17 protein-coding genes are annotated in these 22,210 nt (G+C 42.8%); 6 read left to right on the top strand and 11 right to left on the bottom strand.

Going from position 1 to position 22,210, the window contains the following annotated elements; translation table 11 throughout:
• Nucleotides 1–621: 621 nt before the first annotated feature.
• Both ABZA00_RS08075 and nhaD read left to right on the top strand, forming a co-directional pair.
• Nucleotides 622–1,548 carry a transporter substrate-binding domain-containing protein gene (locus tag ABZA00_RS08075; RefSeq protein ID WP_372881649.1) on the top strand — a complete coding sequence of 309 codons (927 nt, stop codon included), beginning with the start codon at nt 622–624 and terminating at the stop codon, nt 1,546–1,548.
• A 222-nt stretch (nt 1,549–1,770) separates the two neighbouring features.
• On the top strand, nt 1,771–3,198 hold the full coding sequence (gene nhaD / locus ABZA00_RS08070) for a sodium:proton antiporter NhaD (RefSeq protein WP_372881648.1): 1,428 nt from the start codon (nt 1,771–1,773) through the stop codon (nt 3,196–3,198).
• Nucleotides 3,199–3,262: 64 nt separating this feature from the next.
• On the opposite strand, the gene ABZA00_RS08065 is transcribed toward nhaD, so the two are convergent.
• On the bottom strand, nt 3,263–4,183 hold the full coding sequence (locus ABZA00_RS08065; RefSeq protein ID WP_372881647.1) for a DUF368 domain-containing protein: 921 nt from the start codon (nt 4,181–4,183) through the stop codon (nt 3,263–3,265).
• 102 nt (nt 4,184–4,285) lie between these two features.
• Nucleotides 4,286–5,350: an acyltransferase gene (locus ABZA00_RS08060; RefSeq protein WP_372881646.1), complete on the bottom strand. Its 1,065-nt coding sequence runs from the start codon at nt 5,348–5,350 to the stop codon at nt 4,286–4,288.
• A 676-nt stretch (nt 5,351–6,026) separates the two neighbouring features.
• Between ABZA00_RS08060 and ABZA00_RS08055 the strand changes: the two genes are divergently transcribed.
• Nucleotides 6,027–7,856 (top strand): ABC transporter ATP-binding protein, encoded by a 1,830-nt coding sequence (locus ABZA00_RS08055; protein ID WP_372881645.1) that lies wholly within the window; start codon nt 6,027–6,029, stop codon nt 7,854–7,856.
• A 75-nt stretch (nt 7,857–7,931) separates the two neighbouring features.
• On the opposite strand, the gene ABZA00_RS08050 is transcribed toward ABZA00_RS08055, so the two are convergent.
• From ABZA00_RS08050 to ABZA00_RS08030, 5 genes are all read right to left on the bottom strand, one after another.
• Complete coding sequence (locus tag ABZA00_RS08050; RefSeq protein WP_372881644.1) at nt 7,932–8,627, bottom strand: aldehyde dehydrogenase family protein; 696 nt, start codon at nt 8,625–8,627, stop codon at nt 7,932–7,934.
• Nucleotides 8,624–11,746, bottom strand: a complete 3,123-nt coding sequence (putA, locus tag ABZA00_RS08045) for a bifunctional proline dehydrogenase/L-glutamate gamma-semialdehyde dehydrogenase PutA (RefSeq protein WP_372881643.1) — start codon at nt 11,744–11,746, stop codon at nt 8,624–8,626. Before putA ends, ABZA00_RS08050 begins: the two co-directional genes overlap by 4 nt.
• 1,037 nt (nt 11,747–12,783) lie before the next feature.
• Complete coding sequence (locus tag ABZA00_RS08040) at nt 12,784–13,758, bottom strand: LysR substrate-binding domain-containing protein (RefSeq protein WP_372881642.1); 975 nt, start codon at nt 13,756–13,758, stop codon at nt 12,784–12,786.
• Between the two features lie 235 nt (nt 13,759–13,993).
• Nucleotides 13,994–14,941: an IS1595 family transposase gene (locus tag ABZA00_RS08035; RefSeq protein ID WP_372881641.1), complete on the bottom strand. Its 948-nt coding sequence runs from the start codon at nt 14,939–14,941 to the stop codon at nt 13,994–13,996.
• Between the two features lie 501 nt (nt 14,942–15,442).
• Entirely contained in the window at nt 15,443–16,246 is an 804-nt protein-coding gene (locus ABZA00_RS08030) for a helix-turn-helix domain-containing protein (protein WP_372881640.1), read from the bottom strand.
• Nucleotides 16,247–16,560: 314 nt separating this feature from the next.
• Here ABZA00_RS08030 and ABZA00_RS08025 point away from each other — a divergent pair, with 314 nt between their 5' ends.
• Nucleotides 16,561–16,719, top strand: coding sequence for a hypothetical protein (locus ABZA00_RS08025; RefSeq protein ID WP_372881639.1), 159 nt, complete (start codon nt 16,561–16,563; stop codon nt 16,717–16,719).
• Between the two features lie 358 nt (nt 16,720–17,077).
• Here the strand turns inward: ABZA00_RS08025 and ABZA00_RS08020 are convergent, their stop codons facing one another.
• From ABZA00_RS08020 to ABZA00_RS08010, 3 genes are all read right to left on the bottom strand, one after another.
• The gene (locus tag ABZA00_RS08020) at nt 17,078–17,875 is read right to left on the bottom strand and encodes a transglutaminase family protein (RefSeq protein WP_372881638.1); all 798 of its coding nucleotides are present in this window, start codon (nt 17,873–17,875) and stop codon (nt 17,078–17,080) included.
• 66 nt (nt 17,876–17,941) lie between these two features.
• Complete coding sequence (locus ABZA00_RS08015) at nt 17,942–18,580, bottom strand: SGNH/GDSL hydrolase family protein (protein ID WP_372881637.1); 639 nt, start codon at nt 18,578–18,580, stop codon at nt 17,942–17,944.
• 65 nt (nt 18,581–18,645) lie between these two features.
• Nucleotides 18,646–19,071 (bottom strand): VF530 family DNA-binding protein, encoded by a 426-nt coding sequence (locus ABZA00_RS08010; protein ID WP_372881636.1) that lies wholly within the window; start codon nt 19,069–19,071, stop codon nt 18,646–18,648.
• Between the two features lie 269 nt (nt 19,072–19,340).
• Between ABZA00_RS08010 and ABZA00_RS08005 the strand changes: the two genes are divergently transcribed.
• Both ABZA00_RS08005 and ABZA00_RS08000 read left to right on the top strand, forming a co-directional pair.
• Nucleotides 19,341–20,438 carry a YcjF family protein gene (locus tag ABZA00_RS08005; RefSeq protein WP_372881635.1) on the top strand — a complete coding sequence of 366 codons (1,098 nt, stop codon included), beginning with the start codon at nt 19,341–19,343 and terminating at the stop codon, nt 20,436–20,438.
• Complete coding sequence (locus ABZA00_RS08000; protein ID WP_372881634.1) at nt 20,425–21,969, top strand: GTPase family protein; 1,545 nt, start codon at nt 20,425–20,427, stop codon at nt 21,967–21,969. The genes ABZA00_RS08005 and ABZA00_RS08000 overlap by 14 nt, the downstream gene beginning before the upstream one ends.
• 78 nt (nt 21,970–22,047) lie before the next feature.
• Here ABZA00_RS08000 and ABZA00_RS07995 read toward each other — a convergent pair.
• Nucleotides 22,048–22,210, bottom strand: a 163-nt coding sequence (locus ABZA00_RS07995; RefSeq protein ID WP_372881650.1) for a transposase, incomplete at its 5' end; no start/stop codon positions are given.

The raw sequence follows: 22,210 nt of genomic DNA, 5'->3' as shown, positions 1-22,210 counted from the left end.
CGGATCATGTGGCGGTGCTGCACTAGATGCCCTGACGACTTATATCGAGCAACAAAATAGACCTAAGTAACGTTAATCCTTCGCATCAATGATTTTCATCACCGCCATGAATGACGGTGTTTTTCATCTAAATGGATAAAACATTAATACCAAATCCGGTAATTATCTACTCATTTATACTTGCTAAAATGAATGTTAGCTAGACATAAAACTACGTTTTAGTCTTTGTTATTAATTTTATAATTAGAACAACTAGTTACTGCAATCAATGCCTTGCTTTCATGCATTTTTCCTACGCCTAAACAGATCATCTAATTATCGGAATTTGTATAACTATCAAAAAGTTAAATGCTCTGCTTAACAAAAATAAAATAACCGCTCAGGGAAATATTTTATTTTATTGATTTTCATAACTTTTCAGCTGAGTTATTATAAAAAGATAATTTCCATCTAAGAATATCAAAATATCATCTTGCAGATAGCTGTCTGCCAGGTTTGTTAACTGCAGCAGCCTTTGCTGGAAGTATCTTTGCAGTCCGATAAGGATTTTGGACTGGCAAGTACCGCACATTTTTTCTTTTGAATGTCAATAAAATGAAGATGATAACGCCAGGAAGCTCTATGAGATTAAAGTTAAAAATTGCACAACTACTGAAAATCGTTTTATTAAGCTGTTTAACTATTTCTTCACACTCCAGCCTTGCGGGAGATTTAGATGAAGTTCAGGCAGCCGGTGTGTTACGCCATATTGGTATCCCCTACGGGAATTTTGTCGCCTTATATCCGGTAGATGGGGAGTTAACTGCAGGCGGTTTAGATGTTGAGCTGATACAGGGGTTCGCAGATTATCTCGGGGTGGAATACCAATTTGTTAAGAGTGAAGTCGGCCAGGCTTTTGGTTTATTAACCGGTCAGGATGCAAAATATATAAACCGTAAAGTTGTGTATGGCGACAAGGTCAGCATTCAGGGGGATCTGCTTGCTGATGGTATAACAGTCCTTGACTGGCGCAAAAAAGTAGTTAATTTTTCAGATGATTATTTTCCGGCCTGCATCTGGTTATTCGCCCGTACCGATTCCACTCTGCAGCCTATCCAGCCCAGCGGCTCAATGCTGGCAGATATTGAACAGGTAAAGTCTCAACTAAATGGCCATCAGGTATTAGCAAGAAGAGAGTCTTCAATCGATCCGGATCTGTATAATTTGGAAAAAACCGGTGCAGAAATAATATTACAAAATCAAGGTCAAAAACTGGAAGATATCATCCTGTCATTACTTGACGGAAGCGCCGAAAGTACTTTGATGGATGTTATCGACGGGCTTGCCGCTCTGGACAGATGGGCTGGAAGAATTAAAGCCATCGGCCCGATTTCCGAGCAGCAGAGAATAGCTGTGTTGTTTCCGAAAAGCTCACCTAAATTACTTGCCGCCTTTAACCTTTATCTGCAACAGATCCGCGCTAACGGCACTTACCACAACATAGTAAAAAAATACTACCCGGAGATATTTAACTTTTATCCCGCCTATTTTACGACGGCACCACTATAAAAAAGCAGACCCAATTAAACAGCTTCACCTCCCCCTATCAGCAAAATTCAGCTCATCTTTTAGATGAGCTGAATTATTTTCAGGACACTATCAAAAAATTAAAAGCTGCTCATGGCGTTTTAGAATATGCCATGCCATGCTATTTAATAGTTGATAAATACGGCAGCCAAAAGATAGATTAATGGACAGATAGCAGTACTAAAATTGATAACAGGGAGCGTTATGTTAAAACTTCAAGTCCTGATACCCCCGCTATTACTTCTTACCAGTGCCAGCGCACAGGCCGCTCAAGCCACAACGGAGATGATCGGCACCCCGGTCGCCTGGTTTGCACTGGTTATCTTTGTTCTCGCCTACATTTTAGTGGCCGCTGAAGAACCGCTGCAATTACGCAAATCTAAACCCGTCTTGGTTGCCGCAGGTATTATTTGGCTGGCGATCGGCTGGCATGCCTATGGTACCAGTGATGCGGAAAATGTGCAGCTGGCCTTTCGCCATAATCTTCTGGAATATGCAGAGTTATTTCTCTTTCTGTTAGTCGCGATGACCTATATCAACGCGCTGGAAGAGCGCCGTGTATTTGATGCATTACGCAGCTGGATAGTCCATAAGCGCTTGTCCTATGTCAGTTTATTCTGGCTGACCGGGATTTTAGCGTTTTTTATTTCCCCCGTTGCCGATAACTTAACCACGGCATTATTAATGTGCGCTGTGGTCACCAAAGTTGCCCCCGGGCAAAAACAGTTTATTAATCTTGCCTGCGTCAATATCGTGGTGGCCGCCAATTCCGGGGGCGCATTCAGCCCCTTTGGTGATATCACCACATTGATGGTCTGGCAAAAAGGCTTGGTGCGCTTTGACCAGTTTTTAGTGTTATTTATCCCCTCTCTGGTCAGCTTTATTCTTCCTGCTTTAATTATGTCATTTTTTATCGGCAAAGGTCCGATCGCTGCCAGCTCTGAGCGTGTTGAGGTAAAACGCGGTGCAAACCGGATCATTATTTTATTTCTCTTTACCATTTCAACCGCTGTCGCCAGTTTCAGTTTATTTAATCTTCCGCCGGTATTGGGGATGATGATGGGACTGGGTTATCTGCAGTTTTTTGGTTATTTTCTACGAAAAACACTCGCGTCAAGCCTGGCCAAAAAAAGAGCCTGCGCAATTGCTGAAGGTGATGAGGAAAGACTGCACTACTTAGGTAATGTTGTTCCTTTTGATATATTCAGTCGTGTCGCACAAGCGGAATGGGATACGCTGTTATTCTTTTATGGGGTAGTGATGTGTGTCGGCGGTTTGGGATATATCGGTTATCTTGAAGTTGTATCAGGTATTATGTATACCCAATGGGATCCCACTTATGCCAATATTGCCGTTGGTTTATTAAGTGCGGTCGTTGATAACATCCCGATCATGTTTGCAGTGCTTACCATGCAGCCGGATATGGTGCTGGGACAATGGCTACTAGTAACGCTGACGGCAGGTATCGGTGGTAGTATATTATCCATCGGCTCGGCGGCGGGCGTTGCTCTTATGGGGCAGGCCCGCGGCAGTTATACCTTTGTCGGCCACCTGCGTTGGGCTCCGGTTATCAGCTTAGGCTATGGCGCTGCGATTCTAACTCACCTGTGGTTAAATCAGGGGGCTTTTTAATTTAACCGCAAGGTTCACTCTCAGCCAAGGCTGAGAGTGACAACTACAACGGGTCAAAACTATGTTACGCTTTTTTCTCACCAAACTTTTCCAGGACAAAAACCACCACCAGCCCTAATAACATCAGCATCACACAACCGACAAGCTGTGACGATTCTCCGGTTATCAGCTCAAATCGGGCCGGCAGCACATTCGCCTGAGTTAGGGGTTTTGCAATACCATGAGAGTCGGTATACACGGACAATACCTCTTTCCAGGGCCAGACCAGATATAAAGATCCGGCAATAAAGCCAGCCAAAAGAGCAATAACACGCTGATGATAATGATCCAGTAACCAGGTTAAAATCCTCACAAAACTCAGCAGTCCAATGGCGCAACCACCACCAAAAAATAGCAGCGTGGTTAGCTCCAGTGCTTTAACCGCGCCTATTACATGGCTATAGACGCCGAGTAATAGGAGAATAAAGCTACCGGAAATACCGGGTAATATCATTGCGCAGATGGCAATCGCGCCGGCCATAAAGATATATGCATGATCGGCAACCACCTCAGCAGGACGTAACTGCCCAATGGCAACGGCTAAAACAATACCGATAACTAATAACAGGATCCCGCCAGCCTCCCAGCCGCGCATCTGCCGTAGCACAAAGATGCTCGAGGCAAGAATAAGGCCAAAGAAAAAAGACCAGACTAACAACGGCTGGCTTTCTAACAAATAGATAATAATGCGCGCTAAAGAGAGGATACTGGTGATAATCCCCAACCCCAGACTGAGCAGGAAATTACCGTTGACATATTGCCACGCGGCGCTAATACCTTGATTTTTTAATGTATTAATCAGCTGCAGATTAAAACGACTAAGGCTGTGCAATAGCTCCGAATAGATACCGGTGATAAAAGCAATAGTCCCGCCGGAAACGCCGGGCACAACATCTGCGGCTCCCATTGCTAATCCGCGTAAAAAAATACCGAAAAAATGTTTCATTTACAAAACCTTAGGTTAAAAAAATCATAAAAAAAAAGTTGCGCACAGATAATACACTGTTTTTTGGCCTTACTCTATTGCCGTCATTGTCAACAGTGATAATTACGGCACAAGACGCTTAACCAAGGGGATTTTCGCTAACAACACGACAGAGCACAATGACAAAAAAACTATCACCACAGTAATAAGCGGAATTGCCAGCCAGTTGGAAACAAACCAGCTATAAAAACCGTTATCTAAATTACGCACCGGAATCAGTAATAAAGGGTGCAGCAGATAGATACCCAGGCTATATTTTGCAATAACAGCGATCAAAATACGCAGTTTTCCCTGAATATTCTCGGCGTAGCGCTGCGCCATCACAAACAGCATGGCGGCAATAATCACCGTATTCAGGGTTTTATAGCCCATATAAAAACTGCTGTAGCGGCCGGTCTCGATGGCCAGTAACCAGGAACCCCACGTGTTCATAATCAGCATACTGACTCCGGCAATGACCCAGTATTTTAGCTGCCCGGAATTATCCCGGTTAAACAGGTACCAGCCAAGCAGTAAATAGCCTGTGTATAAAATAAGGTTTTGCTGTAAAAAGCTTTCCACTTTCAGCCACTTCATTAAATAAAGTACCATCCAGCTGATTATCAGCAGTTTCATTAATTCCGGGGGCACTTTTTTAAGCACAGGCAGTAACAACGGAATAACAAAATACAAAGGGATAAAGTCATAAAAAAACCACAGGTGGTACCAAACCGGATCCTTTGCAGAATGCTCAATCACCCGGCTTGTCTCAATCATTGACCAGGTGCCGGTAAATCGATCATTGACCATAAAACCGGCAATAAAGGAATAGATCAGGCTCCAACCGAGAAAAGGGAGAACCACCTTGGCCACCCGTTTGCTGAGATAATCTTCGCAATCAAAAGGACGTTGAGATGAAAGTAATAACGCGCCGCTGATCATCATAAAAACCGGAACCGCCCAGCGGGTAATGGCATTAATCGCAGTGGCAGCAAACCACTGCGAATCTGGAATTTCACCATAAAGATAGCGAAAAGGTCCCAGCACATGAATAGCGACCACGGCAAATACGGCGATACAGCGTAAAAAATCCAGGTAAAAAACACTCTGACGAGGCGGATTATTAATCACTTTTTCTTCTATAATCATATAATTACACCTAAAAGAACTTGCTGGTTTCTGTATATTCAATTAGCTTGAGTATATTACAAGCCTGACATCTGCTAGAGCGCCATATAGTTTAAAAAACGGCACCAGTGAGAGTCTAAATGGTTGCAGGTAAGGCAAATTTTTGAAGATCTAGTGGGCCTAAATCGAGAAAGTTTAACGCAGTATGCGACTATTTTGGCATCCCCCTCCAGGAGGGTCTGCGGAACAGCAACTTGTTACTTTTCAGCCTCACAAGCAGTCAATGCAACATTTAACCGAGCAGCAACATTCTTTTTTTCACCACTCTTTTCCGTTCCTTTAAAAACTAAATGTTTTTATGGCTTAATTGCTCAAATGGTCCCCTTACTGCTCACCCGGCAGATGCATCTTAATTTAGTTACGTGATTTATCCCTTTTTCTGTTAAAAATATGATATAAAAATCCGATTAAAAACAATATTCAAAACATTTAGCAACAGTCGTTTGTATATACCCATGTTACTTCAAAATGCTTTGTCAGGCACGAGCTCGGAGAGCAGATCAAGGCGCAACATGAGGTAATGGTCATTCTCTTTTCGAGAGTTGCAACGCAGCGCTTGTTGTCTTTCCTGTTTATAAAATAATAAGTGCACAGCCGAATAAGCTGCAAAGTCAAAATCATCCATAAAGGTAAGCAGATGTTTAATTTTTTCGAAAAAATAGTCCCCGCACTTAATGATGCAGAGCCCAAACAACCCCCCAATACCCTGCTGGCATTCTGCCTATATTATACAAAAGGTTATAAAAAACCGCTGATATTAATGACCATTTTAACCTCTTTATTGGCTATTCTTGAGGTACAATTATTCGGTTTTATGGGACAACTTGTTGACTGGTTAATCACTAAAAACCCGACAACCTTGCTGCAGGAGGAAGGGCGTACCTTACTGGCGATGTCGATTATGGTCCTGGTGATCATTCCCCTACTCACCCTGTTTCACTCACTGGTTGTCCACCAGGTATTGCTCGGCAACTACCCGATGTCTATCCGCTGGTTTGCCCACCGCTATCTGCTCAAGCAGAGTGTTTCTTTTTATCAGGACGATTTTGCCGGGCGCATAGCCACCAAGGTGATGCAAACGGCTCTGGCCGTTCGAGAGGCGGTCATGAAACTGTTGGATGTAATGGTTTATATTACCGTGTATTTTATTTCCATGGTGGTAATGTTAGCAAAATCCGATATCCGCCTGGCTATTCCGATGGTTATCTGGTTAGTTATTTATATTGCGCTGCAGTACCATTTTGTGCCCAAGTTAAGAAAAGTGGCCACCGAGCAGGCCGATGCACGCTCCACCATGACCGGTCGCATTGTCGACAGTTATACCAATATCTCCACGGTTAAATTATTTGCTCATACCGATGCCGAGTCTTTATATGCCAGGCAGGGTATGGAAGGTTTTCTCGAGACCGTTTACCGGCAGATGCGCCTGGTGACCGGTATTAATGTCAGTGTACAGGTCTGCAACTATATCCTCGCCTTTGTGATAACCGCACTGGCGATAGGGTTATGGATGCAGAGCGCAATCACCATAGGCGCAATTGCGATAGCAATCAGTTTGGCTCTGCGCTTAAACGGGATGTCACAATGGATAATGTGGGAAATCGGCGCGTTGTTTGAGAATATCGGCACAGTGACCGATGGCATGTCAACACTTGCAAAACCGAATATTATCGAAGATGTAACAGATGCAAAACCCTTAGTGGTTAAGCAGGGTACGATAGATTTTAATAATATCAGCTTCAATTATGGAGAAAGCAAAGGGGTTATTACGGATCTGAGCCTGAACATCAAGCCGGGTGAAAAAGTCGGTTTGGTCGGGCGCTCCGGTGCAGGAAAGTCCACCCTGGTCAATTTACTGCTGCGTTTTTATGACCTTGAAAAAGGTCAGATTTGCATTGATGGTCAGGATATCAGCGCCGTTCAGCAGGAAAGTTTACGTTTGAAAATAGGCATGGTAACCCAGGATACTTCTTTATTGCACCGCTCAATTCGTGAAAACATCCTATACGGACGTCCCGATGCCACGGAAGAGGAGATGATTAAAGCGACCAAACAGGCGCAAGCCCATGAGTTTATTTTAGGCTTGACAGATAGCTCCGGTAACACGGGTTATGATGCGCAGGTCGGTGAGCGTGGCGTAAAACTGTCCGGCGGCCAGCGCCAACGTATCGCTATTTCCCGCGTATTACTTAAAGATGCGCCGATTCTTGTTTTAGATGAAGCGACATCAGCGCTAGACTCAGAAGTCGAAGCCGCGATTAATGAAAGTTTATACGAGCTGATGCAGGGTAAAACCGTTATTGCTATTGCTCACCGTCTGTCAACCATCGCGGCGATGGACAGGTTAATTGTCCTCGATGAAGGCCGGATATTGGAGCAGGGTACGCATCAGGAGCTAATTCACGGTGGCGGCATTTATGCCCAACTGTGGGAACATCAAACCGGGGGATTTCTGGGGATGGATTAACCCTACAATTCACCACTGAATAATACCCATAAAAAATCCCGCGCAGTTTACACCGAGCGGGATTTTAACTATCAATTATACATCGCCGCCGCCTAACTCAAGCAGCTTGGCATTACCGCCGATGGCAGTGATATTAATGCTACGGGTTTTTTCTGTTACAAATCTGAGAATATACGCCGGGCAGGCAATCACCGGCAAAGTTATACAATCACATTCTACAATCAATTGTGCTAATAAACCTTCGCGTTCTGCAAGTAAGCGCGCCAACCTTTGCGAAGTTTTCAACTGTCCGGCATATGCAAGGCCTGCGGTTTTTTCATTTTTAAGGATCTCCTTAAAGTCTTCATAATTAACGTATTCCACAACGTCTTTTGGACATCCAGCAGCCAATAGCTGAGCACTCAGCTCACTACTTTTTAAAGCATTATTGTCGGGAAAGCACAATACTACAGTATTACCCGTCACTAAAGCTGCGCTAATCTGCCCAACAATAACTGATGCAGGTAAATCGGCATCCGCGGAGACAACAAACACGCCACGTCCAGCACAATATAATTCATTAGTCTCTCCGGTTGGTCCGGGCATCAGCAGCGTTTCGCTGACTTCCTGCAATGCGTTATTGCATTGAAATTCAATCATCTGCTGTGCCTCTTTATCGAGTTTTTTTGCCAACCGCGATAAAATGTCGATACGCGCCGAATAACCTAAAGCATTCCACTTTTCCCAGACAGCTAAACTATTATCAACTGCGTTTTGAATATTGTTTTTCATTTTAATACCTCTTGCGTAAAACGAGTCAGATAATGAGGGCCGCCCGCCTTGGGACCGGTGCCCGATAAACCTTGCCCGCCAAAGGGTTGAACACCAACAACTGCGCCAACCTGATCGCGGTTAATGTAACAGTTGCCGGCTCGGGCAGACTGCTCTATCTGGTTATAGGTACGTTCATTACGACTATGCACCCCCAGTGTCAAACCAAAACCGGTAGCGTTGACCTGCTCAACCACCTGCTTAATCTGGTCGGCTTTAAAGCGTACAACATGCAGAATCGGACCAAAGTTTTCATTCTCTAAAACGGCTATACTACTGATTTCAAAAGCCGTTGGTGCAACAAAATCACCCAATTGACAGCTCTCATCTAATGGAGTCTGAGCGATTAATTTTGCCTGTTTCTTTAAAATTTCAATATGTTTAAGCAGTTTGTTTTTGGCTAATGAATCAATCACGGGTCCCAGATCGGTACGGCGTAATTCAGGACGCCCAACGGTTAATTCAGCCATCGCACCTTTAATTAAGGTAATAATGCGCTCGGCAATATCTTCCTGAACGAATAAAACCCGCAATGCTGAGCAACGCTGTCCGGCAGATGCAAATGCCGAACGCATTACATCACGCACCACTTGTTCAGGTAACGCGCTGCTGTCAACAATCATGGCATTTTGTCCACCGGTTTCAGCAATGAAAGGCCCGGGCAAACAATCTCGCGCCGCCAATGAACGGTTAATACGCTGTGCTGTCTCTGTCGAACCGGTAAAGACAACACCGGCAATGCGCGGATCCGACGTTAATGCAGCCCCAACTTGTGCACCGCTTCCCGGCAGCAGATGAATGACGCCTTGCGGAACACCGGCCTGCAGCATTAGCTCAATGGTGCGATAAGCAATTAAAGAGGTCTGTTCAGCGGGTTTTGCAATAACTGTATTACCAGCAGCAAGGGCTGCACTAATCTGCCCGAGAAAAATAGCCAGAGGGAAATTCCATGGGCTGATGCACACAAAAACCCCATGCCCCTGAGTGGTAAGCTGTTTTATGCTGCCATCAACACTTTTTATCTGTTTAGGCTGGGAAAATCTGTCACTCGCCTGCTGTCCGTAATAACGGCAGAAGTCAACGGCTTCACGAATTTCATCAATACAGTCCTGAATGGTTTTGCCCGCTTCACGGTGACAAAGCGCAACCAGTTCAGCAGTGTTCTGTTCAAGTAAATCAGCTAATGTGAGCAAATAATTAGCACGCTGCCCTGCCGGCACTTGTGACCATTGCGGATAGGCTGCCTTGGCAATTTCAATCGCCTCACTGACCTGCTGTTTATCTGCAAAACTAACTACACCAACAGTTTCACTGCGGTCGTAAGGTGCCGTGATAACCATTGCCTCTCCGGTTAAGCGCTTAGCATTAACAATCGGGCCAGCTTTCCATTGCTGCGTGGCAAAAGATTGTACCGCCTTTTTAAAGGGTAACCACTGCGACTCAATATGGAAATTAATCCCTCCGGAATTTTTACGTTGCTCACCAAACAGTTGCGGCGGCAATGGAATCAGACCATTATTTAACGTTGGCCGGGAGCGTAAAATATGCACCGGGTGTTCTGTTAATGACTCAATCGGACATTGTGCATCCACAAGGCGGTGTACGAAGGAGCTATTCGCGCCGTTTTCCAGAAGACGTCGAACCAGGTAAGGTAATAGATCTTTATGACTGCCGACAGGGGCATAGATACGCACATTGGTCTGGTACATCTCCATGGCATGGTTATAAAGTGCTCCGCCCATACCATGTAAGCGTTGAAATTCATATTCTTTATGCTTGGCCATGGCTGCTACGGCTGAAACCGTATGCGCGTTATGAGTCGCAAATTGAGGATAAATAACACCGCGCAAATGCTCACATAACAGGAAACGTGCACAGGCAAGGTATGAACTATCCGTCCCCTCTTTACGGGTATACACTGGATAAGCACTGTACCCTTGTTGTTGTGAGATTTTCAATTCACTATCCCAATACGCGCCTTTTACTAAACGCAATGGGATCAGATCGCCTTGTTTTTTGCTTAAAGCTGCTAACCAGGTTAAAACCGGTAAGGCGCGTTTGGAATAAGCCTGAATTACCAGTCCAAATTTCCCCCAGCCTTTTATCTGTTCAGATTGGTATAATTTAGCAAACAATTTCAATGACAGTTCAAGACGATCGGCTTCTTCAGCGTCAATGGTAATGGCAACATTTAAAGCCCGAGCCTTTTCTAATAATCTCAATACTATTTGGTACATTTCATTTAAAACGCGTTCTTCATTAACGGCTTCATAACGCGGATGTAAAGCGGATAATTTTATAGAGACTGTCGGATCCGGGGAATTAGGGTTGCAGCCTTTGCCGCTTTTATAGGTATCTTTACCCAGACTTTCAACAGCCTGGAGGTAATCATTAAAATATTTTTGCGCATCCTGCATGGTTAATGCGGCTTCGCCAAGCATATCAAAGGAGTAAGTAAACCCCTTATCTCTGTTACCCCTGCCGTTTTTCATCGCTTCCTGAATATTACGGCCCAAAACAAACTGGTGCCCCATAATTTTCATTGCCTGATGCATCGCCTGGCGAATCACCGGCTCTGATATTTTATTGACCAGCCTATTAATAACATTTGCCGGTTTGTCCTGGTCTTTTGCATCTAAAGAAATAACTTTACCAGTCAGCATCAAGCCCCAGGTAGAGGCATTGACAAATATAGAATTGGAATCTTTAAGATGCCCTTTCCAATCAGCTACGGTTAATTTATCCCGAATTAACGCATCGGCTGTGGCGGTATCCGGAATACGCATTAGCGCTTCAGCCAAACACATTAGTAGAATACCCTCTTTTGTGTCCAGGCTATATTCCAATAACAGCGCATCAATCATCTGTATCGCATTTTTATCTTTACGTATACGCCTGATCAATTCAGCCGCGCTGTCTGAAGTCTGTTTAAGCTCATCAGCGCAAGGCTCAGCCAGAGGCAGTAACTTTTCTAACCATAACGACTCGTCGACTGAATAAAGAGGAGAAATAAACCCCCATAGTTCATCCAGAGGAAGATCTATAAAGGAAGGCTGAAGTATATCTGGTGGATTAAACATGATAACTCCTTAATAAAACATTTCTGTTACTGAATTGTTGCGTCATTTTCAAGCAAATGTGACACCGTTGTTACAGTTCATTTTTGCTTTTTATCATCCCTATTTTCTTTCTTAATTCTCCGTTATTTTTTATAAAAAATACGCTAACAGTAAAAAAATACTGATAAATCTGCTTATCGTGATACTTAATAATAGAAATGAAAAGTTATCAGGGATATAAAAAAAGAGGCATATCAGGGGATGTTGACCTTTCGCGTGCATTTTTGCAGCTATTTCTGCGTGCTTTATACAAGACAGAGCCTGCGCAGTGTCGTTGCTCCACACAAGCTTGAGATCGAGAGAACGCAGTAGAAAGTGCGAACAAATGCTGCGCTACGGGTTTATCTAAAAGCATCCTGCGTTGCTCATCGTGTACAGAGAATAACTATGCCTCGCTCCCAAGGAAGATAAAAATAAATTTAAATACAATGACATAACGAAATGCCAGCACTTTTAAAACGTTGGACATTAAGGAATGCCTTGCCCTGATTGATGCTATAGGCGGCCAAACTAAAATAGCAGAAAAATGGTTAATGGTGGGGAAGATTACCTTTTATACCCATGTTACTTCAAAATGCTTTGTCAGGCACGAGCTCGGAGACCAGAGCAAGACGCAACATGAGGTAATGGTTACTCCCTTTTCGATTGCTGCAACGCAGCACTGGTTTTCGAGCTCGCGCCCCGTAGGACAAGGGAAATTGCACCAATCTGCTTTGTTATAAAATATCTCTGTAGAATAACTAGACTTCAATTTTATGCCTGGCATCTCGGCACAATTGACCTTGCTGACTTTGCATCTTGAAGTATCATGGGTATAGTTAGTTATGCCATGATTTAACAATTGAAGTTAAATTGCATTGGAAATGGGGTTGTGCATTAAACGAAGTCGCGGGTAGAATTCGACAAGAAAATGCCTCAGTAATAATGCACTCATAGGGTTGATCGTAAAATGTATTTTTAGTTCAATTAGATTGGAAATTCATCCGAACTGAGATTAATTAATAAGTCTCCAATTTAAAATCATTACATATAGCATTCATTTCATCTTCATTTAATCCGAGGCTCACCTTTTCCATTACTTCTTTGGTTAAGTGGGGTAAAAAATCTTCAATAAAGTCATACATATAGTTTCGTAAGAATATATTCTTGCTAAAGCATAACCACGCATCACTAGGTGAAAACAGGTGATCTAATGGAATGCTGGCCATATTTTTTTCATCCATATGATGAGTGGCGATAGTCGCAATAATGCCTATACCCAGGCCCAATTCAACGTATCGTTTAATCACTTCAATATCCATGACTGTCATAAAATAATTAGGTGTTAACCCTGACTTTAAAAATGCAGCATCTTGAGATTCTCTTCCTGTAGCTCCTTCTTCATAGCTGATAATGGGGAAGTTACATAAGTCTTCAAGCGTTATAATACGGCCATCATTCAAAGGATGATCTTTTGGTACCATCAGTGATAGTGTCCATTTATAGGCTGGTAAAATAATAAGATCTTTTTCTTTTTGAACAACCTGTGCAACAATTGAAAAATCAGATTCCCCTTTATTTATTTGGCTACCTGCGCTATTTAAAAATGCAGGTGATAGATGAAAAGAGACTTGCGGATATTTATTAACAAATCGGGATACTGCATGAGGCATCAAATACTTTGCTATGGTATTTGTCGTAAAAATATTCAAGCATCCCCTATCCGGATCAAGGTAGTCCTGACTTATTGTTTTTATCTTTTGCTCAATTCGAAGTAACTCTTCCGCTTCTTTAATAATTTTCATGCCAATTGGAGTAATCGATTGTAAATGTTTTCCTTTACGCTCGAATATGCGAACACCAAGCTCAGACTCCAATAAAGAAATTTGTTTACTGATACCTGGCTGGGCCGAAAACACACTTTTTGATGCTGAAGTAATATTTAAACCATGATTTTTTATTGCGATTAAATATTTAAGTTGTTGTAATTTCATAATAAACTCATAGTGAATAATTAATTCTATTGAGCTTAGCAATGTTCAGCATTAAAATCACTACGACAAGTGTAATAAATGCCAATGACTTGACGTCTAAGTAGTCACATATAAATTGTCAGGTATTTTCGCCAAGTGTATTGATTTACCTATAGTTTCACTTGTTAACGATAAGTTAAACTATATGCTGCTCTAGTCCTGAATTATATCCATGTTACTTCAAAATGCTTCCTGATTACCCATAAGCTTCAGCCATACTTAGAAGCCTTTGTGGCATAGGTGGTGTTTTCATCGCAACGAACATAAATCTCGGTAACATATCTGTCAGTGAAAATCGGCGGTTAAATCGATAACAAAATTCAGCAAAATAGCGAGGTAAATGCTTATCATTGACCGAGTGATATGTGCCTTTTATTGAATTTTTAACGTTGCCAATCATGGTGTTAACCCAAATAAACTGCTCTTTCGTGACACTTTCATAGCCGCCACCCGTTACGGTGCTGGAATGCCTACATCCAGCATTTTTTACTGCTGTAAAGCAGGCTAGGCCATCGGATAAAACTAAGCTGTCAGAAGACAAATGCTTTTTTGCCCAACGAGAAACTTCTGTCAATTGAAACCCTTCAACCACATGAAAATTCATGTTGATGGGGTGCCCCTCATCATTTGTCGACACCGCTGCAATGAAAGGTACTTTATTCTCCGAGCCTCGACCTCGCTTACCGCCGTGACGTTCGCCACCATAGTACGCATCATCAATTTGCACGATACCTGATAGCTGTCGCTCATCATCTCGTTCTTTCATAACTTGCATAATTTTCTGTTTGATTCTCCAAGCTGTGTTGTACGATACTCCAACCTGTCGTTTTAATGCGAGTGCTGATATCCCTGTTTTAGCCTGAGTAATTAGATGAACACTTAAAAACCAAACTGTTAGCGGTAATTTGGTATATTCAAATATTGTATTGGTTGTGACAGATGTTTGATGATGACAATGATTGCACTGGTAAATTTTTCTTGATTTAAGGGCACAATAGCTTTTAGAACCACATTCCGAGCAAATGAAACCACTTGGCCATTTCCATTTGAAAAGTGCGTTAATACATTGTTTTTCAGTTCCATAGTTTGTGAACAAATCTAGCAAGCTATAGCCATGTTGGTGTTGAACCATATTTTTACTCATGATCAGTTTCCTCAACAACGGTACTATCTTGAATATAGCTCAAGCTTTATAACAATGGCTGTGTCTAGTGGGTAATCAAAAAATGCTTTGTCAGGCACGAGCTTGGAAATCAGAGCAAGGAGCAACATGAGGTAATGGTTACTCCCTTTTCGATTGCTGCAACACAGAAATGGTTGTCGAGCCAGCGCACTATAGGGCAAGGTAAATTGCACCAATCAGCGTTGTTATAAAATCTCTATGCAGAATAACTATACCCATGTTACTTCAAAATGCTTTGTCAGGCACGAGCTTGGAAATCAGAGCAAGGCGCAACATGAGGTAACGGTTACTCCCTTTTCGATTGCTGCAACGCAGAACCGGTTTTCGAGCTCGCGCCCCGTAGGGCAAGGGAAATTGCACCAATCTGCTTTGTTATAAAATCTCTCTGTAGAATAACTAGACTTCAATTTTATGTCTAGCATCTCGGCACAATTTGCCTGGCTGAATTTTCACCTTGAAGTATTACGGGTATAAATTGCTTCTTCGATAACGTGAAGGCGGGATTTTATATACATTTGAAAAAGCCTGGGTAAAACTGCTTTGACTGGAAAAACCACAGCTCAGGGCGATATGGGCTAAACTGAACTGTGACTGGCTAATAAGCTCTTTCGCCCGCTCTAAACGTTTTTTTAACACATATTGATGTGGAGTCATGCCTGTTTGTTCTTTGAATAATAAGTAAAATTGACTTTCCCCTAAAAAAACCAATCCAGCTAATTGCATAACAGATATTTTATGTGCGCAGTGCGCAGCAATATATTGATCCAGAGCATCCATATTTAAACGGTTTCTCCCCCCCTTTTCTCCCTGGGAGCCAAAATGACGCTGCAGTACGCAAATCAGGGTATCGCTACAGGCTTTACTTAACAGCCGATCATCGGGATGTGCAGAAATTTCACTGCCCAATAGATGCGCTAAATTTTGAGCCTGGCTATCAAGACGGAAATAGCTTGATTGCGAAAATAACTTTTCCGAACGTTGAAAAACGGCTGAGGACTGTTCATTACCTATCCCTTCCAAAGCAGCTGCATCCCCTGGCGGAATATTTAATACCAGAATTTTATTGCTGCCAATCCCAGAGAATGTATGTTCAGAATCCGCACTGACCACACACCCCTGCCCGGCACAGACAATATTTCCACAACCATCAATATCAAATTGAGTCTGACCAGAGAGTGTTATCACAATTTGATTGTAATTGTGATTATGCTGCTCCATATGCTCAGGTAAGAGTAATATTTGTGAATGTTTAAAGTTATCGTCCATAGTCGTGTCACTTCAGCAATCATGTAAAAAATTAATTATTTGATTAATATCAACCGCTTTGTCCCGGGGGAATATTTGAATATTCATTAAAATTAACGATGCGTCAAGATAATACCAAATCCGATAATTATCTATTCATTTATGCTTGTGAAAATGAATGCTAGCTAGACATAAAACTACGTTTTAGTCTTTGTTATTGATTTTGTAATTAGAACAACTAGTTACTGCAATCAATGCCTTGCTTTCATCCATTTTTCCTACGCCTAAATAGATCATCTAATTAACGGAATTGGTATTAAAAGGAGAATAGGAATATGTGGTTACCTGATCTATTATATCAGCACAAGCCTCACCTGCTTGTCGGTGCCGGTGTCTTATGTATAGTCACCTTTGATAACGCCCCAGGAGATCTTGCCGGGTGGTTACTTTTAGCGGCAGGCGGACTCATTTACTGGGCGCGAAAACGCAAATAAAACGGCAGATACTTCAACAAGTTATCGCTACATTTTTTTTGGGGGGGTGGGATGCGTCAAAAGGCCAGGCAAGAATGCAGATAAACAGTGCCGCAGAAAACTTGCACGACAGCAATTTCCTGTGAGCTGATATAATACTGTTTAAATTCATCCGGGCGCCACTGTTGCCAGTAGCGCTTTCGTCCCACCCATCTGTGGTTAATTTCCGAGCCTTGGTTCCACTCACCATCGAAATAAGAATTTGACGAAAATGCCCTGCTCCAGATTTTATAGCAGTCAGATTTAATTAAAGTATTCCAGATTGTGGAAACTGAAGCGCGAATATCAATTTCGCATATCAACATCTCCATAGCAGACGCTAATATCCTTCTTTGTCGATAATCTGTACCTCAACACACTGTTCGATGGGAATGACCGGCGGTCCGAATTGATTGTAAACTGCAACATCAGCGGCATCACGTCCATAGCCGATTGCCACATATCCCCCCTTGAGAACCGCTTGAGTCGCATCGAAAGTATACCAGCGTCCGGCAACGTAGGCTTCGAACCAGGCATGCAGATCCATCGGCGTAAGACCATAGAGAAAACCGACCACCAGTCGGGCCGGAATACTCAAACTGCGACACAATGCAATGCCCAGATGCGAAAGATCTCGACAGACCCCCCATTGCCTTGAGTTGACTTCTATCGCAGAAACCGGGATATCGCTACTGCCTGGGGCGTAACGAATTGAGGAGCGCAGCCAATTTTCGATAGCTGCGACCTGATCATAACCCAATAGCTGGCCGGCGGTGATTGAGGCAGCCATTTCGTTAAAATTCTCCGACTCGCAGTAGCGACTGGGCAGCAAATAACTAAGCACTGAATCGGGTAGGTTCTGTATTTCTACAAATGGTGATCCCGGAGCCTGATCGACGCAATCTGCTGTCATGACTTCGGCGATGGTGTGTACAGCAAAGGTTCCCGGGGGAGCGACCAGTCGCTGACAGAGATTTCCGTAGTTATCAGTGAATTCGCACACCGGCACGCTCGGAGTGAGCCGGTATTCTTCCCGCGCTATCCATTGCTGAGCACCACTGCGTGGACGGAGCATTAAAATAAAAGGCGTAGGGACAGTAATAGCAAAGGTCAAATCACACCTGGTACGCAACCACATATCTTCAATCCTCCGGCAAAAGCTCCTGCAAAAATGACAAGCTTAAGCGAGTTAGTTTAGGGTCTATTATTCATTATTTTCCTGGATAAGCATCTCTTTAAGTTTTATTGAGAGCTTATCTGCCATCTTTTTATGCTGTTCTGCTTCCCAGTGAATACCGTCTATCGAGCTGGAGTTGACCACCCTGCCGGCATCAAAAAACTCGCACCCCAGCTCTTCAGCACGCAATGCGTAATATCTGGAAAACGCTTTGGATTTCTCCGTGCCTCCCTTAAATAGCCTGCCAAAATAGCCTACCTCAACAATAGCAGGCGGTGCAACTAAACACACACTTGCTGCTTTTTGCTTATTCAAAGAAGTTATTTCCTGGATCTTCCGTATAATTTTAGCTGCATTTTGAGAAATATCATCGGCGGATTGTGCAAAGCTGGCCGCTAAATCATTGGTTCCCAGCATAAGCACAATAAAGTCCGGCTGGTGCTGTTTAAGGCAATCGACAAGACAGTCATTTCCGTTTACCAGTCCGGCTGCCGGGTCATCGAAGAAGGTTGTTCTTCCCGGTTGGCCCTGTTCAATAACCAGGCAATCTGAAGGCAACAAACTGCTTAATAATGCAGGCCATCTTTGCTGCGCATTGTAACGTCGGCCATCAACGGGCGAATACCCCCAGGTATTGGAATCCCCGAAACATAATATAGTTGTCATAAGTTTTTTCTTATTAATGAGTTATACAGCATTGCCCAGAGGATTAGGGAATATTCCCTAATCCTCTATTTTTCAGATTTGCTTTTAGGTAAACAATATCCCCTATCACAACGCGATTTAGTGTAAGGCTGAAAATGTTGTTTATTACTTGGTGATGCCTTCGACTTGCCCTTTTCAGCTGTCAAAATCGTCGTATCGCGTGGCACGATCCCGACCGCAAAGCCGCGCTCCCGGGGTGGCAATTTATATTGCTCATCAAAAGGTTTAGGCATCCCTTTAAAACGATACAGGTAAAATGCTTCCAGCTTCTCTCTTGCTCTGCTCGTATCGCTTAAAAATTGCAAACTTTCCTGTATGTCAGGGTTGCCTGCAAAGCACTCAAAACGCAGTTCAGCTGCCAATATATTCCATCCATAAAATTCGACTAACTCAGATAATAAATCCTCTAAATCAAGACCGTTCAATGGATTGTTTTGCTGTTTTTCTATCATAAATGCTCCTGAAAAATGTAAACTGATTATAATCAGCTCGAATAAAAACAGATCTTAGAGTCCCTGTTGAATACCCTCCCCGGTGCCACCTTTTATTGTTTTATAACAGAAACACCGCTGACCAGATCAATACCGCCTTTAATTCGGATAGTGCAACCTTCAAATAACTGCTTCCCCAGTTCACAAAAAGAAGGCTGGCATATAATTTATCATTATAATTCAGGAATAGTTAAATCATTTAGTTACACCTAAAAGGGAGTACTTCATTTATGTTTGATTCTTTGAAAGAGTTGTTCAATCCGAGTGAAAATCCGGATATTTCAAAAGCATTTGAATACCACAATACTCACCTGCCTACCTTATGGTTACTGGGCAAAACAGGTGCAGGTAAATCATCACTAATCCAAGCCATCACGGGTGATAGTGATGTGGAAATCGGTAATGGCTTTGAACCTTGTACAAAGACATCTCAAGCTTATAGTTACCCTAAGACCACACCGCTATTACGTTTTCTCGATACTCGCGGATTATCTGAAGCAGATTACGATCCGAGTGAAGATATTGAAGTCTGCTCCCAGCAAAGTCATGCTTTACTTGTGATTGTTAAAGCTGAAGAGCCGGAGCAAAGTGATCTCATCGATGCCCTTAAGAAGATTAAAAAGCAAAAATCAATCAAACAGATCCTTATCGTACATACTGCAGTTAAGCAGCTAATCGCCAATGAACAAAGCAAAGCCGTGCAATTTAATCAGCTTCAGTTTGAGAAGGTCTGGGGGGATAAGATCCCTTACCTTGAGGTGGATTTTGAATTAGCCAACGGCGATACATTTGCTATCCCGGCATTAAAAGACAAGCTGGCAGAGTTATTGCCGATAATCCGGCAGCTTAGTGATCAACAACAACATGTCAGTACGGAAAACGCTAACTTTCAGAAACTGAAAAAAGAAGTACTCTGGTATGCAGGCTCTGCCGGCGCAGCAGATGCAATCCCGGCCGTTGGTCTGGTCGCTGTGCCGGGCATACAGGCAAAAATGCTGCACAGTTTAGCTAATCAATACGCTGTCGATTGGAATAAACAAGCAGTTGCAGAGTTTATTGGTACACTAGGTTCAGGTTTTGCTTTCCAATACGCATCAAAGTTAGGTATCCGGCAATTAGTTAAATTAATTCCAGCCTACGGACAAACCATAGGTAGCGCGTCCGCGGCAGTCATTAGCTTTTCGTCAACTTATGCAATTGGCCGAGTTGCATGCAAGTACATGTATCATAAGAGTAAAGGTGAAATGGTATCAGATAAAGAGATTCAGAAACTCTACAAAAATGCTCTGGCAGATATCAAAGAGGTTGCAAAAAATGAAACGTCTTAAAAACAGCTTAACACAACTCAATAACCTCTCGGAGGGCGTCATTAGCGTAATGACTGTAGCCGTTTTTCTTCCTGTATTAGTACTTTGTGGTTTTGGTGCCTATGCCATTACTCAATACGGTTATACGCTGCATTTTGCTATTGCATTAGTATCTACGTTTTTCATCTTTTATATTCCAGTGCTGATATTACGCCGTAAAGCTAAAGCGAAAATAGCAGCATTGCAGATAGCAAAAGACAGCTGGGTCGTTGCCTCTAGCGATTGGTCTGACGCCGAAAAAAACATCTGGCAAAGGCTTACGCAAAAAATTGAAACACAACTCGCACAGGATGATTCATGGGAAGGATTAAAAAAGCACGGTGTTGAAATTGCTCACTGCACAGCACAAGAATTCTCACGCGGGGATTTTCAATTCTCGCTAGTTGACGGCTTAAAATTACTTGAAGAAGTAAGCCGCCGTTACCGCTCTATTCTTAAAGAGAACGTCCCCTTTATTGAAACGATTAACCTATCACATTTAAAATTTGCTTATGAGAATCAAGATAAAATCGCATCCGCTAAACAAGCCGCTGAATTACTCAACAACGCTTATCGTGCTTATCAACTAATAAATCCACAAGCTGCATTACTCAAAGAGATACGTAACAAGTTGTTGGGTGATATTGCAGGAGATATCGGAGTTAAATTACAGCGAAAAATGAAAATAGCCTTCTTAAAAGAAGTCGCCGCCGTATCCATTGATTTATATAGCGGTCGCTTTTCGTTTGCAGATAGCGATCTCAAAAAAAGCACTATTGCAGTTGAGGATGAGACCTGTCAGCCGGAGGCACTGGAGCCATTACGTATTGTTGTAATAGGGCAAACCTGCGCGGGCAAATCATCACTGATTAATATAATCAAAGGTGCGCTTGCTGCCGAAGTCAGTGCCCTCCCCTCCACCAGCAAAGTTAATGTGTATAGCTGCTCAATGGCTGACGTAGAAATGCTTAACTTAGTTGATTTACCGGGGATTGATGGTAATGATAAAACCACTAAACTTATACTCAAACACGTTACCAATGCAGATATGGTATTGTGGGTGTTAAAAGCAAACCAATCTTCACGACAGCTGGATCTGCAATTTATGAGGACCTTAGAAGCATTTTACGCGCATAAAGATAATTTACATCGTAAAAAACCCATCATCACCGGTATCTTAAATCAAGTTGATAAGTTGCCACCCTTAGCTGAATGGTCGCCACCCTATAATTTAACACACCCAGATTCAGCAAAAGTTATGACGATTAATAAAGCCATCGAGTACAACCAAAAATTGCTTAACTTCGGTACCATTATCCCTACATCCTTTTCAAGAGACTTACAGACATGGGGGCTTGAAAGCCTGAAACAGCTGATTATCAATAATGTTGATCAAAGTATTAACGTTCAGCGTAACCGCCAACGTTTAGAAAGTGGCAGTAATAGTGCATCTAAACAACTCAAGCGCGCTTATCAGGGAGGGAAAGCGTTATTTAAAGCTGCTGTTCGCTGATCTTTTGTTGATTATGGCAGTCTGAGGGTTGGCTTATGCCAACCTTTTCAGATAAAGCATTTATGCGAAGCATTAACGTTACTTAGGTCTATTTTGTTGTTCGATATAAGTCGTCAGGGCATCTAGCGCAGCACCGTCACATGATCCGGCAAAGTAACTGGGAGACCATAACGCACCATTCCATAGATAACGATGTATATCGGGGAACTCTTTTCGCATCAATCGAGAGCTAACACCCTTG

The sequence above is a fragment of the Psychromonas sp. genome (assembly GCF_041586535.1).
Taxonomy (GTDB): Bacteria; Pseudomonadota; Gammaproteobacteria; order Enterobacterales; family Psychromonadaceae; genus Psychromonas.
The sequence above is the reverse complement of the archived record's forward strand: the minus strand, read 5'-3'. Positions and strand labels throughout refer to the sequence as shown.